This window comes from Virgibacillus salexigens (assembly GCF_014905415.1).
GTDB lineage: Bacteria > Bacillota > Bacilli > Bacillales > Amphibacillaceae > Virgibacillus > Virgibacillus salexigens.
Genome location: NZ_BNEO01000002.1, coordinates 1014461 through 1029367, shown reverse-complemented (window position 1 = coordinate 1029367; position 14907 = coordinate 1014461). Strand labels below are relative to the sequence as shown.

At 34.8% G+C, this 14907-nt stretch carries 14 protein-coding genes; 11 read left to right on the top strand and 3 right to left on the bottom strand.

Translation table 11 applies throughout. The features are described from left to right. Positions 1 to 12: 12 nt before the first annotated feature. Entirely contained in the window at positions 13 to 387 is a 375-nt protein-coding gene (locus tag JKP73_RS13115; RefSeq protein WP_200411362.1) for a hypothetical protein, read from the top strand. 416 nt (positions 388 to 803) lie between these two features. Here the strand turns inward: JKP73_RS13115 and JKP73_RS23415 are convergent, their stop codons facing one another. Continuing rightward, on the bottom strand, positions 804 to 929 hold the full coding sequence (locus JKP73_RS23415; protein ID WP_021290949.1) for a hypothetical protein: 126 nt from the start codon (positions 927 to 929) through the stop codon (positions 804 to 806). Between the two features lie 193 nt (positions 930 to 1122). Continuing rightward, positions 1123 to 1722 (bottom strand): HD domain-containing protein, encoded by a 600-nt coding sequence (locus tag JKP73_RS13110; protein WP_038243364.1) that lies wholly within the window; start codon positions 1720 to 1722, stop codon positions 1123 to 1125. 227 nt (positions 1723 to 1949) lie between these two features. On the opposite strand from JKP73_RS13110, the gene JKP73_RS13105 reads away from it, so the two are divergent. The 8 genes from JKP73_RS13105 (at position 1950) to JKP73_RS13070 (ending at position 11754) form a co-directional block, all read left to right on the top strand. Next, positions 1950 to 2933, top strand: coding sequence for a tetratricopeptide repeat protein (locus JKP73_RS13105; protein WP_021290951.1), 984 nt, complete (start codon positions 1950 to 1952; stop codon positions 2931 to 2933). Positions 2934 to 3057: 124 nt separating this feature from the next. Next, a complete protein-coding gene (gene tig, locus JKP73_RS13100) occupies positions 3058 to 4344 on the top strand; it encodes a trigger factor (RefSeq protein ID WP_160807051.1) in 1287 nt (428 codons plus the stop codon). A gap of 408 nt (positions 4345 to 4752) precedes the next feature. Beyond that, positions 4753 to 6033 (top strand): ATP-dependent protease ATP-binding subunit ClpX, encoded by a 1281-nt coding sequence (gene clpX / locus JKP73_RS13095; RefSeq protein WP_021290953.1) that lies wholly within the window; start codon positions 4753 to 4755, stop codon positions 6031 to 6033. Positions 6034 to 6277: 244 nt separating this feature from the next. Beyond that, positions 6278 to 8614 (top strand): endopeptidase La, encoded by a 2337-nt coding sequence (lon, locus tag JKP73_RS13090; protein ID WP_021290954.1) that lies wholly within the window; start codon positions 6278 to 6280, stop codon positions 8612 to 8614. After that, positions 8595 to 9182 carry a ribosome biogenesis GTP-binding protein YihA/YsxC gene (gene yihA, locus JKP73_RS13085; protein WP_160807052.1) on the top strand — a complete coding sequence of 196 codons (588 nt, stop codon included), beginning with the start codon at positions 8595 to 8597 and terminating at the stop codon, positions 9180 to 9182. Before lon ends, yihA begins: the two co-directional genes overlap by 20 nt. Before the next feature lie 292 nt (positions 9183 to 9474). Continuing rightward, entirely contained in the window at positions 9475 to 10272 is a 798-nt protein-coding gene (locus tag JKP73_RS13080) for a transporter substrate-binding domain-containing protein (protein ID WP_038245060.1), read from the top strand. A gap of 100 nt (positions 10273 to 10372) precedes the next feature. Further along, entirely contained in the window at positions 10373 to 10993 is a 621-nt protein-coding gene (locus tag JKP73_RS13075) for an amino acid ABC transporter permease (protein ID WP_051170067.1), read from the top strand. A gap of 23 nt (positions 10994 to 11016) precedes the next feature. Beyond that, the gene (locus tag JKP73_RS13070; protein WP_038243373.1) at positions 11017 to 11754 is read left to right on the top strand and encodes an amino acid ABC transporter ATP-binding protein; all 738 of its coding nucleotides are present in this window, start codon (positions 11017 to 11019) and stop codon (positions 11752 to 11754) included. A gap of 192 nt (positions 11755 to 11946) precedes the next feature. On the opposite strand, the gene JKP73_RS13065 is transcribed toward JKP73_RS13070, so the two are convergent. Next, positions 11947 to 12429 (bottom strand): LiaI-LiaF-like domain-containing protein, encoded by a 483-nt coding sequence (locus JKP73_RS13065; protein WP_021290959.1) that lies wholly within the window; start codon positions 12427 to 12429, stop codon positions 11947 to 11949. 271 nt (positions 12430 to 12700) lie between these two features. Between JKP73_RS13065 and hemA the strand changes: the two genes are divergently transcribed. Together hemA and ccsA are read left to right on the top strand one after the other, a co-directional pair. Continuing rightward, a complete protein-coding gene (hemA, locus tag JKP73_RS13060; RefSeq protein WP_160807053.1) occupies positions 12701 to 14071 on the top strand; it encodes a glutamyl-tRNA reductase in 1371 nt (456 codons plus the stop codon). A gap of 15 nt (positions 14072 to 14086) precedes the next feature. Then, positions 14087 to 14905 (top strand): cytochrome c biogenesis protein CcsA, encoded by an 819-nt coding sequence (gene ccsA, locus JKP73_RS13055; protein WP_200411361.1) that lies wholly within the window; start codon positions 14087 to 14089, stop codon positions 14903 to 14905. Positions 14906 to 14907: the final 2 nt, after the last annotated feature.

The window sequence follows — 14907 nt, the reverse complement described above, 5'->3', positions numbered from 1 at the left end:
GAGGGCCAATAAGTGAAGAACGTTTTGCTTTTAGTTATTTTAAGTGTGGTGTTGGTAGGGTGTGGGGATAAGATACATGAGAATATAGGCGAAGATATAGCAGATGACACAAATCAAATTTTAAATATAATGGATGGTGTTATTGAGGAAAAAAATGAGATTTCTGAACAAGAAAAGGAAATCTTCGATCATTACTATATAAAGTATAGTGCATTCCAAAAGAATTCCGAATTAAGCGAAGAAGAAGAACGTTTGTTCATACTAGTTAAGCACATCGTCGAAAACCCAGAGTTTTATACTACATTAGAAAGCGATAAAGAAAACTACGAAGACAGGAAAAGGCAAATAAATAATGTTATAAAGACAGGTCAAATTTATGATGAATAAAAATAAGGATTAATTCTCTTCTTTTACACACAAAACTTTTTTACACATATTTTACACACAAAAAAGAAGAAACCCTTTTAAAATAACGAGTTTCTTCCTATTATATATGTCTGCCTGGGACGTCACTAAGAAATATGAATTAGGTAGAAAACATGCCCAACTGTGATAATAACACATTTGGGCATGTTTTCTTATTGTCTACCTGCTGCACCATCTGTTATTCCCCTACCAAATCTTTTACGGAACTTTTTTTCCTACTGTATCAACATCATTCCAGATACAAGTATTTTATATATACTAGATTTAAGACTCCTACTCCCTATACTCGAGCTGTCATTCGCTAATTAGGCTTTGAATGCTCAAGATTCGATGTTGCATGCATACGAATGAAACCTCTTGCTTAGATCTACCCTTAACTATGTCGCATATTTTGATTTTCTATTGCCATTTTTTATTGCTTTCGACTGATTCCCATATTTCTTTTTCACTACTATAAATAATACCGCTCGGGAAATAATAAAAGAAGCTAACACTAATGTCATATTGATTACCCCCTTTTTTAAACTGTTATAGTAGCAGTAAAGGTGCTAGGAGCCTCTTCCTGTAAAAGATTAAAGAAACATTAAAATACTACTAAACATATTTCACTCCTATTATAAATGTTTTCGCATTATTCGTAATATTCCTGACCAGCAATAACACAGAAATCACTCTCTTTAACATATTAGTGCTAGTCTACGGCGATAGATGATTGGCCTTGTTTATCTTTTCTTCTGCTTCTTGTTCGATTAGTTCTTTGAATTGACTAAGTATCGGGCTAAAATTCGTATGTTGATCCAGCATAAAACTCATTTTATATTCAATGGGCTTCCATGTAACTATATCCGCTTCATTATGTTGAATTTGTGCTTCAAGCTTATCGAGGGCATTGGCAACTTTTGCTTCATAGGTGTGTTTGTTTTCAAATTCTATCCATAAATCGAAAACATTGCTACCAAGGGGTTCTGGCAACATTTGCTTTATATGGTCGATTGCTTCTCTTTCCTTTTCATGTTTCTGCTTAAGGAGTTTTGGGTTATTTAATGTATCGAAAGCAGGGATATCACTCGCTTCAGCCTCTACTAAATCATGAATAATGATCATTTTTAATAGCTTTTCAGAATCAATATTTTCCTCTAAGTAAGGTTCGATTAACATCGCCATTAAGGATAATCGCCAAGTATGTTCCGCCACACTTTCTTGTCGCCCATTTGATAGCCAGCTATGCCTTAACTCATATTTTAATTTTTCCCCAAGCTTGATGGCCCAATAGATTTGCTTCAATGCTTCACTCATATTCTCACCTCTAACCCTATTATAATCAAACCATGCTCTTAGAGCCATATGTAATCGTTAGGTCACATTTCTTTGAATTCTGGTTATATGCTATAATGCGGATACGTTTCATTCCCCATTTAAAGGAAGAACATCTTAGCTTAAAGTTTGAAATTTCTTTGCATCGGGAATGTATATCTAGTATGTTAAAATTAAATACTATAAACACGCATGAGAGGAGGTAGACAATGCAGAACTTGCCAGAAAATGTCATTCTTTTTCCGAAATGGAGGACAGTATTAGAAGAAGAGAGTTTACAGGCTCTGAAAGAAAAAAAATATGAAGACGCTCTGTTAAAATTAAATAAGTTATTAAGTTACCAAATTGATAGCTATGAAATCATTAGTGGTAAGCTAATTTGCTTAATGGAATTAGGGCGTCATCATGAAGCTCAAGATATATGTGAAGAATTACTAAAACATAAGGATGAACATTATTATCATTATTTACATATTTATTTAACGATTCTATTTCAAACCAATCAATACGATACATTGATGAAGCAAATAGACTATGAATTTCAATCAAATGCTGTGCCATCCATGATGCAAGAGCAGTTTCAGCAATTATATGAGATGAGTAGTAAAATGAAGGCAGATGTTTCGGTAGAGCATACGACTACTTATTTAGATGAGTTGCATGAAGCAATTGAGGCTGAGGATTATCGAAAACAATGGCGATTGCTTGAGAAATTGCGGAAATTGAGGAGTGACCCAACTCAAGAGGTCATATCGCTGCTAATGAAGGGATCGATTCACCCTGTCATTAAAACAGCTGTATTTATTTGGCTTCAGGATATTAACTATAAGGATAAGGTGAAGGTTCATAAGTGGGATACAGCATTAAATGTAAAACCAGATGAAGTTCCCAATATACATAATCAAATCTTATTTAAGCAGATTTTATTAATTATCGGTGAGTTGGAACAAAAAGATCCTTCCTTATATAACTTATTGCTTAAACTATTAAATCATTATTTATATGTAAGGTTTCCGGTTTTGCCAGGTGAAGAAGATGCTGAATGGATAGCCGAATCATTGAAATATGTGGGCTCATCGTATTTAAATATTCCATCTCCCACCAGGGAAGAATCGTCTATCGAAAATAGGCATTACATAGAAGAGATCGAACTATGTGAAACACTATATGAAAGTATTATAGAAGAAAGCTAAGAATGTCGTTAAATGCTTGAAAGGCATAGTAATTATGTTATAATAAGATGGTTGTAAATTTAGATCATTATATAATAATGAACGTGAAATATGAAGGATATAATAGATTTTGGAGGGAATTTTTATGTCAGCGAAATGGGAAAAACAAGAAGGCAATGAAGGAGTACTTACGATTGAAGTAAGTGTTGAAGAATTTGACAAAGCATTGGATCAAGCATTTAAAAAAGTATCCAAAGATGTTCAAATTCCTGGATTCCGTAAAGGTAAAATTCCGCGTGGGATTTTTGAAAAACGTTTTGGAGTAGAAGCACTATATCAGGATGCGGTTGACATTGTACTTCCAGATGCTTATATGCAAGCAGTTGAAGAAACAGGCATTGAACCAGTAGCACAACCAGATGTTGATATTGACACAATTGAAAAAGGGCAACCACTTGTTTTTACAGCAAAAGTTACCGTTAAACCAGAGGTAAAACTTGGTGAATATAAAGGACTTGAAGTGGAAGATCAATCTGTAGAAGTTACAGATGAAGATGTGGAACATGATTTAGAACATCAACGCGAACATCATGCTGAATTAGTTGTAAAAGAAGAAGGAAAAATTGAAGAAGGAGATACAGCTGTTATCGACTTTGAAGGTTTCGTTGATGGAGAGGCTTTCGAAGGTGGAAAAGGTGAAAATCATTCCTTAGAAATCGGTTCTGGTCAATTTATCCCAGGCTTTGAAGAACAATTAATTGGCAAAGAAACTGGAGAAGACACCGAAGTTTCTGTGACCTTCCCTGAAGATTATCATGCAGAAGACCTTGCTGGTAAAGAAGCAACCTTCAAAGTGAAGATCCATGAAGTGAAATACAAAGAACTTCCTGAACTTGATGATGAGTTTGCTAAAGACCTCGATGATGAAGTTGAAACGCTAGAAGAATTGAAAAGTAAGAAAAAAGAACAACTTCTTGAACAGAAGAAACAGGATGTCGAAAACCAAAAACGTGAAACATTAGTTGAAAAAGCTAGCGATAATGCTGAAGCTGAAATTCCAGAGGCTATGGTGGATACGGAATTAGACCAAATGGTAAAAGAGTTTGAACAGCGTCTGCAGATGCAAGGTATGACATTAGAAATGTATTCTCAATTCTCTGGTCAAGATGAAGCTGCATTGAAAGAACAAATGAGAGAAGATGCTGAGAAACGAGTGAAAACAAATCTTACATTAGAAGCAATTGTGGACGAAGAAGGTCTTGAAGTTTCTGAAGATGATGTAGATGCAGAACTTGAAAAAATGGCTTCTATGTATGGTGCAGAAGTAGAGCAGCTAAAGCAAATGCTTGGTGGTAATACGGACGCAATTAAAGGTGATTTAAAAATGAGAAAAGCCATTGATTTCCTTGTAGAACACAGCAAAGCTGTTTAAATCTTATTATAAGGTTTAGATCATGCGAGATAAGGCAAAGACTAAAACAAGGTGCGATGCGTTCGCACCTTGTTTTCCATTATTTTTAATACAAACGATTTTGAGGAATTGTAATTTTAGCGACTTTATTTAAAGAATTAACATATAGTAATAGTATGTGTTAATGTTAAGTAACAATAAAAGCTAGAAGTCAATCCTTACTTATTAATTTATGATGGGAACAAGTCCATATTAGATCACTTATTTATGGTAAATGAATACAGATAACAATGTATATACGATACAAATTAACTTTAAAAAAGGTTTATTGTTTTGTATTTTAAATTCGATCTGATATGATGACTATAAAAGTTGAAACCTAGCGTGAAATGCGTAGGAGCAGATTTAAACTTTTAGGGGTGAAATGGAATGTTTAAATTTAATGAAGAAAAAGGGCAATTGAAATGTTCGTTCTGCGGTAAAAGCCAGGATCAAGTTCGAAAGTTAGTTGCTGGACCAGGCGTTTATATATGTGATGAGTGTATTGAACTTTGTACAGAAATTGTAGAAGAGGAATTGGGAACCGAAGAGGAAACAGAACTAAAAGAAATCCCAAAGCCGAAAGAGATTTGTGAAATCCTAAATGATTATGTAATTGGTCAAGATAAAGCGAAAAAGAATCTTTCTGTTGCAGTTTATAATCACTACAAGCGTATTAATACAACAAAGAATACAGCAGATGATGTGGAATTATCAAAAAGTAATATCGCTATGATTGGGCCGACAGGTAGTGGGAAGACATTGCTAGCCCAAACGTTAGCTCGTATTATTAATGTGCCATTTGCCATGGCAGATGCAACTTCGCTTACAGAAGCAGGTTATGTCGGGGAAGATGTAGAGAATATTCTACTTAAGCTAATTCAAGCTGCCGATTACGATGTTGAAAAAGCAGAAAAAGGAATTATTTATATTGATGAAATTGATAAAGTAGCACGTAAGTCGGAAAACCCTTCAATTACTAGAGATGTTTCGGGTGAAGGTGTACAACAAGCTTTACTTAAAATTCTAGAAGGAACGGTTGCAAGTGTACCACCACAAGGCGGCCGTAAACATCCACATCAAGAATTTATTCAAATCGACACAACTAACATTCTATTTATTGTCGGTGGAGCATTTGACGGCATCGATCAGGTAGTTAAACGTCGTCTTGGTAAAAAAGTAATTGGATTTGGTGCAAACGAGAAGCAGCAGGACTTAGAAATGGGAGAGTTGCTAGCAAAAGTACTTCCAGAAGATCTCCTTCGTTATGGATTAATTCCTGAATTTATTGGCCGAATTCCTGTTGTAGGAAGTCTAACTCCATTAGATGAAGAAGCCTTAATAGAAATTTTAACTAAACCAAAAAATGCATTAGTTAAACAATATGAAAAGCTATTTCAAATGGATGATGTAGAACTAGAATTTGAAGATGAAGCACTAAGGGAAATTGCTGCTAAAGCGATAGAACGTAAAACGGGTGCTAGAGGTCTACGTTCCATTATCGAAGGTATTATGCTTGATGTGATGTTTGATTTACCATCAAGAGAAGATATTGAGAAATGTATTATTACGAAGAAAACCGTGGAAGAAGAGAATGGCAGTCCGAAGTTGGTTTATCGTGATGGTACCGTAATGGAAGGTAATAAGAAACATCCGAAAGAGAGTGCGTAACAGTAATCTATTCTAATTTAAATAATGATGTGAAGAGACTGACTTTATTACATGTTCTTAGTAACGAGTCGGTCTCTTTTCATGATATTTCGTATATTTTTATATGGCGAACGAATGATAAGAACAGCTTAATAAAAATCGAATATGACGTATGATAATAATTTACAAATAAAATTCTTTTATATAAACTTTAAGAACATATGATATAAATAATTACATTACATAATATTTGGAGGTACATACGATGACCAATGATAACAGGCAACTTCCCCTCCTACCTTTACGTGGACTGTTAGTATTTCCATCAATGGTATTGCATCTTGATGTAGGGCGAGAGAAATCAATTGCTGCATTAGAAAAGGCAATGATGGATGACCAGCAGATTTTTCTAGCTGCTCAGAAGAAAGTTCGATTGGAGGATCCAGAACCAAAAGATATTTATTCTATTGGTACACTAGCAACTGTGAAGCAAATGATTAAGCTTCCAAATGGAACGATGCGTGTGTTAGTGGAAGGGATCTATCGAGGAGAAATCATTCGTTATATTGAACAGCAGGATGAATTTATTGTAGAAATTCAAGAGTTAAAAGATATTCAAGGTGATCAGCATGAAGAGGAAGCATTGATGCGATCTCTTCTAGATCAATTTGAACAATATAGTAAAGTATCTCGAAAAATAACACATGAAACTTTTGATACGGTTTCAGATATTGATGAGCCAAGCAGATTAGCGGATATGATCACTTCTCATTTGTCCTTAAAAATAAAAGAAAAACAAGAACTTTTGGAAACACCAAATGTGAAAGACAGACTGCAGCAATTAATTACGAGCATTACTAATGAGAAAAAGGTACTCGATTTAGAGAAGAAAATAGGACAACGTGTGAAGACATCAATGGAAAAAACACAAAAAGAATACTATTTAAGAGAACAAATGAGGGCAATTCAAAAAGAGCTTGGAGAAAAGGATGGCAAAACTGGCGAAGTAGGTCAACTGAAAGAAAAGATTGAGCAGTCTGATATGCCGGAGCATATTAGAAATGTTGCTCTAAAAGAGTTGGATAGATATGAGAAAGTACCACAAAGCTCAGCTGAAAGCTCGGTAATTCGAAATTATATTGAATGGTTATTAGCATTACCGTGGATAGAAAAGACACAAGATACAATCGAAATAAAACATGCCGAAGCGATATTAGATCGAGATCATTATGGATTAGAGAAAGTAAAGGAAAGAATTCTTGAATACTTGGCTGTACAAAAACTTACGCAAACAATTAAAGGGCCAATCCTTTGTTTAGTAGGTCCACCTGGAGTTGGTAAGACATCGCTAGCTAAATCTATAGCCAGTTCTATAAATAGAAATTTTGTACGAATTTCATTAGGCGGAATTCGTGATGAAGCAGAAATTAGAGGTCACCGGAGAACATATATCGGTGCGATGCCCGGCAGAATTATTCAAGGCATGAAAAAAGCGAAGTCGGTTAATCCAGTCTTTCTTTTAGATGAAATTGATAAAATGGCTAACGATTTTCGGGGTGACCCGTCTTCTGCATTACTAGAAGTACTAGATCCAGAACAGAATAGTAATTTTAGCGATCATTTCATAGAAGAAACCTATGACTTATCAAATGTTTTATTCGTTGCTACGGCTAACTATGTAAATAATATTCCTGGACCACTGCTAGACCGAATGGAACTCATTTCAATTGCCGGTTATACGGAATTAGAAAAGCAGCATATTGCAAAACAGCATCTACTACCTAAGCAATTAAAGGAAAATGGGCTAACAAAAGGTGACTTACAACTACGTGATCAAGCGTTAATGAAGTTAATACGTACATATACAAGAGAAGCTGGTGTACGTAATTTGGAAAGACAATTAGCAACATTGTGTAGAAAGGCAGCTAAGATAATTATATCGAATGAAAAAAAACGTGTTGTTGTGACTGAAAAAAGCATAGAGGATTTATTAGGTAAACCTATCTATCGATATGGATTAATGGAAGAGGAAGATCAGGTAGGTGCTGCAACTGGACTAGCTTATACTGCGGCAGGAGGAGATACCCTATCGATTGAGGTCTCTCATTACCCTGGTAAAGGAAAGCTAACCTTAACAGGTAAGTTAGGTGATGTTATGCAAGAATCTGCACAAGCGGCATTTAGTTATATTCGATCTCGTGCTAATGATTTAAACATTGATCCAGAGTTTTACGAAAAACGTGATATTCATATTCATGTTCCTGAAGGTGCAACACCAAAGGATGGACCATCTGCTGGCATAACAATGGCTACAGCCCTTGTTTCTGCATTAACAGGACGAGCTGTAAAAAAGGAAATCGGAATGACTGGGGAGATCACACTTAGAGGAAGGGTCTTACCAATTGGCGGCTTAAAGGAAAAGTCCCTAAGTGCTCATCGAGCTGGGATTACTACGATTATCATGCCAGAAGAAAATGAAAAAGATATTGAATCAATACCTGAAAGTGTTCGAAATGACTTAACATTTATTCCGGTAAACCATTTAGACCAAGTATTAGAACATGCGTTAGTGGGGGATATGGATGAAAGTAACAAACGCTGAAATTGTCATAAGTGCTGTAAGTGAAAAACAATATCCAACTGATCAATTACCGGAGGTAGCCTTAGCTGGCCGGTCTAATGTAGGCAAATCTTCGTTTATTAATAAATTAATTAATCGGAAGAATTTAGCTAGAACATCTTCTAAACCAGGAAAAACACAAACACTTAATTTTTATAAAATTAATGAAGCTTTCTATTTTGTGGATGTACCTGGTTATGGTTATGCGAAAGTCTCAAAAAAAGAGAGGCGAAAATGGGGTAAGATGATGGAAACCTATTTTGAAAAAAGATCTTCCTTAAAGGCAGTTCTGCTTATTACAGATGTACGCCATGAACCTACGAATGATGATATTCAGATGTACGATTATTTAAAATATTATGACCTTCCAGTTGTGGTAATTGCAACAAAATTGGATAAAGTACCAAAAAGTAAACGTGCCAAACATTTGAAACGTACAAAAAACCTATTCGATCTAGAACCCGAAGATATTTTATTACCCTTTTCTGCAGAAACAGGGGAGGGAAAAGATGAGGCATGGTCCATTTTAAGAGAATATATGGGACTGTAAGCAAACATTTCTAAAAAAGAAAAGCCCGTAAAGGAACAAGATGATTTTTGTTTCCTTTACGGGTTTTTTTGGGAAGGTATCGAAACGAAGGCATAGTTAAGGTATCTCAAAGGATGCTTAGGTATATGTGAGGGAAGCGAAGGGAATACAAGGTAATTCAAAGTTTTTTGAATACAAAGCAAAAAAACTAGGTGTAAATGAATTCGGAGAATTTTTAGATAATTGTTATAATTATGCTAATACTTTATCAAATAAGGATTTAACGCAGGTAGAAAAAGAAAGGGTGTATTCAATGAAAAAACGGAATATGTTGATTATGCTATTATTCATCTGTTTTATTTCCGCTTGTGGAACGGAATCTTCTTCCCATGGAAATACGGAAAACAATAATGAGTATTCCTTAATTGAAGAAGGCAAATTAACTTTTGCAGCTTCTGGCGAATTCAAACCATTTAGTTATATGGAAGGAACCGAAATGGTTGGTTATGACATAGCTGTTGGTAAAGCTATAGCTAACAAATTAGGACTAGAACCAAATCCTCAGCGAGCGAAGTTTGCGGGAATAGTAACAGGGGTCACTGAGGGGAGGTATGATATTGCAGTTGCAAGTCATACGATTACAGAGGAACGTCTGGAACAGGTGAATTTTTCAAAACCTTATTATTATTCAGGTCCAGTAATCTATACTAGGCCAGATAGCGATATTCAATCTGCAGATGACCTCAAAGGGAAGGAGATATCGGTAGCAAGAGGAACTACTTACATTGAAATTGCTAAACAGTATACCGATAATATTCCTCAAGTAGATAGTGACGTTGTAGCTCTTCAATCCTTGGCAAAGGGACATCATGATGCAGTTATTACCGATGATGTAACAGGGTTTAATGCTATCGATAATGGATTGAATGTAGAAAGTCGAATTCAACTAGGTATCAGTGAACAAGCAATTGCTATTTCAAAGGAAAATGAAGCACTTTTAGAAGCAGTTAATGAGGTATTAAAGGAAATGAAAGAAAACGGAGAATTAGAGGAACTATCGAAAGAATGGATTGGTGGAGACATTACTAAAAAGAAAGAAGCAGAGCAATAAAAGAAATGTGCGTTATTTGCGCACATTTCTTATGGTATGAAAGGGGTTGATAAAGATTCTTTCAGCAATCGGACATTTTTTTGATGTATTTGTTGGTAGTATGGATGTGTTTATGGAAGGTTTATGGATTACCATTAAATTATCTGTCGTTTCTTTAATTATTGCGTTAATCATAGGGTTGTTTTTTGCCATCCTAAAAATTTCAAATATAAGGATTTTAAAATGGGTAGCGGATGCATACATTTGGATTGTTCGAGGGACACCATTAATTGTACAAATTTTTATTTTGTATTATGGCTTGACAGATCTTCTGCTTATCCCAATGTTTTGGGCAGGTGTAGCTGGACTCGCTTTTCATAGTGGCGCATATATAGCCGAAATAATTCGTGGTGCAATACAATCCATTGATAAAGGGCAGATTGAAGCAGGGCGATCTCTTGGTATGAGTAGTGGCTTAACCATAAGACGAATTGTCTTACCACAAGCGATACGACGAGCAATTCCTTCTTTAGGTAATCAGTTCATCATTGGTATAAAGGATTCCTCATTAATTTCATTTATTGGCATGCAAGATCTATTTGGAGTAGCAAGTACGATGGGGTCAAATAGTTTTGATTATTTACCTTATTTTATTACTGTAGCTATTTATTATTTGATCATTGTCCTAATACTTACATATTTTGTGAACATAACAGAAAAGAAACTGGCTAAAAGTGACTAAATCGTATGGGAGGCAAAAAATGAATGAATACAATGGAAATGATACGGGTAAATAACTTAAACAAATCGTTTGGAAATCTGCAGGTGTTGAAAGATATTAACCTGACAGTGAAAGAAAGAGAAGTCGTTGTACTAGTTGGAGCTAGCGGTTCAGGAAAAAGTACTTTGTTACGCTGTTTAAACTTTTTAGAATTGAAAAATAGCGGGCATATTATAATTGATGGAGAACGAATAGAACAAAATACGCATGATCTTAATACGATTCGTAAAAAAATAGGAATGGTTTTTCAGCATTTTAATTTATTTCCCCATATGACAGTACTGCAGAATATAATTGAAGCGCCTACACATGTCAAGCGTAAAAGTAAACAACAGGCAGTAAGTGAAGGAAAAGTACTATTAGGAAAAGTCGGATTGGGTGATAAACTTCATGTCTATCCCTCAACACTTTCTGGTGGACAGCAGCAACGTGTAGCTATAGCAAGAGCTCTCGCAATGAACCCAAAGGTGATGTTATTTGACGAGCCTACCTCAGCTTTAGATCCAGAGCTTGTTGGGGAAGTTCTAGGAACGATAAAAGAATTAGCAAAAGAGGGCATGACAATGGTTATTGTGACACATGAAATGGGGTTTGCAAGAGAAGTAGCAGATTGGGTAATTTATATGCATGAAGGAAGAATTGTGGAAGCAGGTACACCGAAAGAAGTATTTGATTATCCACAAGAATTAAGGACCCAAGCATTTTTAAGCTCTGTATTGTAGAAAAGAGCCCGAAACAAAAGTGATTTAGATAAGAAATATCCCAACTATCATCCGAGCATATGAATACGGATCGTAGTTGGGATTTTATCGTTTATTCGTTCAAATGCTAATTACTAGAGCACGGCCTTAACCGCCTTTGGTAGTGGAAAGCGCCATCCAATTGGCTTATGATATACTTGCATTTTTTTCAGGCTACTTTTTTCGTTTTAACAAATACAATCCTAAAACGATAAATATAATTGGCCAAAATCGTTCCATAAAATCAATAATCACGTAAATCCAATTTAACCATACCGGCAATTGAATAGAAAATAGCATGATAATTGCAAAACCAATAAGGAGGATACCAGGCAAAAGTCCTTCTTTTGTTTGTAGAAAACGAATAATAAATGCAATTCCCACAATTAGTACATACATTGCCCAATGATCTATCCAAAAGGAATAATAACTAAGCCCGTAAAAATGAATGCCAAGCCCTAAAACAATGGTTCCACTAAAAAGATTATGGTAATTCTTTGTAGCATAACTATGTATAAGTAAAACAAGCCCAATTAGAATGATTATTGTTTGCCATGAATAAAAATTAGAAAAGATGGGGATCTTTAATTGTTGTAATAAAAAAAATATCCCAATTCCAATTAATAAATAAGCTGCAAGTGTGTGTTGTTTTTTCAAAGTATCACCTCAGTGTTGCTGTATCAGATTCTTGCTTCTTAATGGCCATTATGATAAAGTACAGTCGAGTTATATCATATACGGTTTATCCTACCATATTGTTTCAGATTATGTTCACATTTTAAGAAATTGTAATTAAATTTACATGTTATAATGGTAATTAGTAAAGGCTTTAATTTATATTAATTATTAAGTAAAACTTTTTATTTTTTAATGATAATAAGTTATAATGAATGAATGGATGAGTTAAGGATTTTTGGGGGTAGATAATGTGCATATATTAAAAGTAGGGTTTAATTACAGAACAGCCCCTGTTGAAATAAGGGAAAAGCTCGCATTTTCAGAAGAAGATCTTCATCAAGCAATGGCTGCACTAAAAGATCAAAAGAGTATTTTAGAAAATGTGATTGTTTCAACATGTAATCGGACCGAAATTTATGCTGTAGTTGATCAACTTCATACTGGACGTTACTATATTAAGCAATTCTTGTCGAACTGGTTTGATGTAGATAAGGGGGAATTTACCCCTTTCTTACGAATTACAGAAGATGATGGTGCGCTGGAACATCTTTTTCGTGTTGTTACCGGTCTAGATTCTATGGTATTAGGAGAAACGCAGATCTTAGGACAAGTGAAACAAGCTTTCCTTACATCACAAAAAATGCAAACGACAGGTACCATTTTTAATGAATTGTTTAAACAGGCTATTACATTTGGCAAACGAGTGCAAAAGGATACGGCTATTGGTGAACATGCAGTTTCAGTAAGTTACGCAGCGGTTGAGTTAGCCAAAAAAATCTTTGGTGATATGCACCAGAAACATGTCGTCATCTTAGGTGCCGGTAAAATGGGGGAATTAGCTGCGAAGAACCTTCAAGGCTCTGGAGTATCCCAAATAACTGTAGTGAATCGTACAAAAGAAAAAGCGGAAGCTCTAGCATTAAAATTTGATGCTGGTGCTGAATCGATGGATAATTTATCTCAAGTAATGCATACTGCCGATATTGTGTTAACATCAACAGGTTCTGATTCTGTTGTATTAACAAAAGAGATGATCGAACCTATTCAAAAGCAACGTAAAGGTTCACCATTATTTCTAGTGGACATTGCAGTGCCTAGAGACGTTGATCCAAGCATTAGCGAACTGGATCATATTTTTCTATATGATATTGATGATTTACAACATATTGTAGACGAGAATTTAGAAGCAAGAAAATCTGCTGCTGAGGAGATTGAATTACTGTTTGAAGCGGAGATTGTTGCATTTAAGGACTGGTTAAAAACATTAGGGGTTGTACCCGTTATATCGGCCCTAAGACAGAAAGCACTTTCTATCCAGGCTGAAACTGTCAAAAGTATTGAAAGAAAGATTCCTGATTTAACAGAAAGAGAAAGAAAAGTGATTAATAAACACACAAAAAGTATTGTGAATCAATTACTTAAGGAACCTGTTACACAGGCAAAAGAATTAGCTGCGAAAGAAAAAGCAGATGAAACATTACAACTTTTTATTGATATTTTTGGTATTGAGGAAGAAGTACAGGCTGAACTAGAAAAACAATCAAAAAAAAATGATACAGCTACAGCAATGAAGAAAAAAGAGGTATCCTTTTCGTTGTTAGATAAAATAAAGACCATTTAATGAAAGGATTCTAGTATGATGGAACTGAAATGGCTTTATGAATTCATACTGATTATCTATGGATTGAGCTTGATTGGGTACTTTATTGACTTTATTCAAGACAGCCGGAGGGTCAATCGCATCGCCTTCTGGTTGCTTAGTATGGTTTGGATTATTCAAACCGTTTTTTTATTGTATGAAGTATTCATTAAGAATAATTTTCCAATAATAACGCTGAATGATAGTTTATTTCTTTATGCTTGGGTATTAGTGACAATCTCATTACTTGCAAATAAATTTTTCGCTGTACATTTCATTGTATTTTTTACAAATGTTTTTAGTTTTTTTATTCTATTATTATATTTGCTATTGAATGCTCAGGAAAATTTAGATACGCATGGGGTTCAGCTAGTACATGAAATTTTAGTAACGCATATAGCAATTGCAATTGTATCCTATGGTTTTTTTACATTCTCGTTTTTATTATCATTTATGTATATTATTCAATATCAACTATTAAAACGAAAAAAAGGGTTTAAATGGATGTGGCGATTTGGTGATTTGAATCGGTTAGATGACTATTCTTTTAAATCCGTAACCATTGGAGTACCTTTATTGCTAATTGCCATCATATTAGGTGTAGTTTGGGCATATGTTTCGAACGCTGAATTTTACTGGCTAGACCTGAAAACGATTGGTTCGTTTTTTGTTTTAGGCGTTTATATCGTATATTTGATCTTAAGATTAATAAACAACTACAAAGGGAAAGCAACAGCTATGTACAATACTGCAGCATTTCTCTTGTTGCTCATCAATTTCTTTTTGTTTAGTACCTTATCGAATTTTCACTTTTAACT

What these genes read in the sequence shown, in the direction of transcription:
- JKP73_RS23415 (WP_021290949.1), bottom strand. Translation starts at nt 929, where the DNA reads ATGACATTAGTGTTAGCTTCTTTTATTATTTCCCGAGCGGTATTATTT.
- tig (WP_160807051.1), top strand. Translation starts at nt 3,058, where the DNA reads ATGTCAGCGAAATGGGAAAAACAAGAAGGCAATGAAGGAGTACTTACG.
- ccsA (WP_200411361.1), top strand. Translation starts at nt 14,087, where the DNA reads ATGATGGAACTGAAATGGCTTTATGAATTCATACTGATTATCTATGGA.
- JKP73_RS13070 (WP_038243373.1), top strand. Translation starts at nt 11,017, where the DNA reads ATGAATACAATGGAAATGATACGGGTAAATAACTTAAACAAATCGTTT.
- JKP73_RS13105 (WP_021290951.1), top strand. Translation starts at nt 1,950, where the DNA reads ATGCAGAACTTGCCAGAAAATGTCATTCTTTTTCCGAAATGGAGGACA.
- JKP73_RS13075 (WP_051170067.1), top strand. Translation starts at nt 10,373, where the DNA reads ATGGATGTGTTTATGGAAGGTTTATGGATTACCATTAAATTATCTGTC.
- JKP73_RS13110 (WP_038243364.1), bottom strand. Translation starts at nt 1,722, where the DNA reads ATGAGTGAAGCATTGAAGCAAATCTATTGGGCCATCAAGCTTGGGGAA.
- yihA (WP_160807052.1), top strand. Translation starts at nt 8,595, where the DNA reads ATGAAAGTAACAAACGCTGAAATTGTCATAAGTGCTGTAAGTGAAAAA.
- JKP73_RS13080 (WP_038245060.1), top strand. Translation starts at nt 9,475, where the DNA reads ATGAAAAAACGGAATATGTTGATTATGCTATTATTCATCTGTTTTATT.
- lon (WP_021290954.1), top strand. Translation starts at nt 6,278, where the DNA reads ATGACCAATGATAACAGGCAACTTCCCCTCCTACCTTTACGTGGACTG.
- clpX (WP_021290953.1), top strand. Translation starts at nt 4,753, where the DNA reads ATGTTTAAATTTAATGAAGAAAAAGGGCAATTGAAATGTTCGTTCTGC.